The following is a 2,024-nucleotide window of genomic DNA, read 5'->3' as shown; positions in this document are numbered from 1 at the left end:
GACCCTGCATTATGGGATGCCAAAAGATACAGACTTAAAGGGAAAGACCGTGAAGTTCAGAAAATCAACTGTGCCATAGAGAAACTGACGGCAGACATACACAGCTATTATGATGAGATACTTTCGGAACAAGGGTATATAACAGCGGAACTTGTAAAGAACGCCATTAGCGGTATCGGTACAAGAAAACGTAATTTATTGGAACTGTATCAGGAATATATCGAGGAACTCTCCAAACAGGTTGGGCTGACACGTTCTTACGGCACACTGCACAACCATCATTCTTCATATAACAGATTGAAGAAGTTTATCCGGAAGTATTACAATGCCGATGATATCGCACTCAGACAATTGGATTACAGCTTCATTGAAAAGTACGATTCCTATATGAGAGCAGACCTCAAACGCTCTCTTTCCACTATTGAAGGGTTTACCGTCATGTTGAAAACCATCGTCAAGAGAGCCATTGCGCAAGGAACGATACACAAGAATCCCTTTTCGGGTTATTTCCCGGAAAAGGCGATTAAGAAACACCGTCATTTGGAAGCGGATGAACTGAAACGCCTAATGAGCATACCGATACAAGAGAAATTCCTGTGTTATGTGAGAGACCTGTTTGTGTTCAGCTCTTTCACAGGAATCTCGTATATAGACCTCCGCAATTTACGGGAAGATCATTTTTACCGTACAGAAGACGGCAAACTATGGGTACGGTTCAACAGGCAAAAGACAAAAAGCGAATGTATCATTCAGGTTCTTGACTTACCACAACAGATTATGGACAAATACAAGGAACAGCGTGTGGATGACAGGATTTTCAAAGTTCCGGCACGTTCGGCATTGACTGCCAACTTCAAGAAACTGGCGGAGCGATGCGATATAGACAAACGGATAACATTTCATATGGCCCGGCATAATTTCGGTTCGCTGATTACTCTTTCTCAGGGTGTTCCATTGGAATCCGTCTGTAAGATGATGGGGCACAAGGATATCAGTACAACACAATTGTATGCAAAACTGACCCGCCAAAAAGTTAATGAGGATATAAAACGAATCAGTACGAGCATTAAGGCCAAGTATGAAATTCCGGAATGGAACAGGGATAGCGATAATGTTAAAAACATACACTACGGACAAAGGGAGCAGAACAACCAATATTCTGATTGACCATATACATATTCCGTCAGTCGCATATTTCCTCGCCCGTCCATTAAAGTTAGTACAGACTTCTTTGAAAGTGAAAAGGTCTGGCGGCTGTACCGTTTCGGGCGGAATCTTCCTTTGCAAGCAAAGAGTATTCCCCCCGAAAACCTTTTCCCTTTCACGTCTGTACAATGGACGCTGACGGCAGCGGAAACAAGCGACTGACGGAAAAGTCGATATAAACAACCGAAAAGCATATAGACAAGTCTGAAATATATGACCGATTCTATATGCTTTTCAGATTTTTATAGAGGAAGGCTATTTTTTTGAAAACCGGATGAAACGGGCAGACGGCAAACTGCGCTCCCTCCAAAAAAATCATCCGCTTTCGCTGTATCTGTACGCTTCCTTGTATCCGTTTATCAGAATACGTTCTATATCGGAAGTTCGGTACAGGATTTTGCCGCCCACCTGCGTGTAGGGTAGGATTCCGTTGTTGCGGTAATCGAGCAGTGTTCTTCGGCTCACTTTCAGCAGGTATGCCACTTCCTTGTCGGTCAGCAGTTCATCGCCATATACGGACGGTTGGTGTTGGCTTAACAACTTTTCAAGTGAAGCCAGAAGCCTGTCAAAATTAGAGTGGAAATTCTTTACCCACTCATGGTCTTTTTCTCTGATTTCATTGCTCATACGCTTTAATTATTGGGTTATACATTGATTACTCTATATTCTCGGTCAAATATCCCTGCTTTTCCATTTGGCTTCTTTCCGTCTGTCTTCCACATCTGAGATTACACGTTCCACGTCTTCAGGACGGTAATAGGTACGGTTTCCGATTTTAGTAAAGGCAAGCGTCCCATTGTCACGGAAAGTCTGTAATG

At 42.9% G+C, this 2,024-nt stretch carries 2 protein-coding genes and 1 pseudogene; 1 reads left to right on the top strand and 2 read right to left on the bottom strand.

Going from position 1 to position 2,024, the window contains the following annotated elements; all coding sequences use genetic code 11:
* Nucleotides 1-1,167: site-specific integrase (locus KTG12_RS21130; RefSeq protein WP_216945543.1), on the top strand; the 1,167-nt coding region annotated here is incomplete at its 5' end.
* A 354-nt stretch (nt 1,168-1,521) separates the two neighbouring features.
* Here KTG12_RS21130 and KTG12_RS21125 read toward each other — a convergent pair.
* Both KTG12_RS21125 and KTG12_RS22030 read right to left on the bottom strand, forming a co-directional pair.
* Nucleotides 1,522-1,833 carry a helix-turn-helix domain-containing protein gene (locus tag KTG12_RS21125; RefSeq protein ID WP_100788621.1) on the bottom strand — a complete coding sequence of 104 codons (312 nt, stop codon included), beginning with the start codon at nt 1,831-1,833 and terminating at the stop codon, nt 1,522-1,524.
* Between the two features lie 45 nt (nt 1,834-1,878).
* Nucleotides 1,879-2,024: pseudogene (locus tag KTG12_RS22030) on the bottom strand (DNA-binding protein); the annotation flags it as partial.

Origin of the sequence: Parabacteroides sp. MSK.9.14 (genome assembly GCF_019041495.1) — a bacterium.
GTDB classification, from domain to species: Bacteria; Bacteroidota; Bacteroidia; order Bacteroidales; family Tannerellaceae; genus Parabacteroides; species Parabacteroides merdae.
Note: the sequence above shows the minus strand (reverse complement) of the source record. Positions and strands in the feature narration are given on the sequence as shown.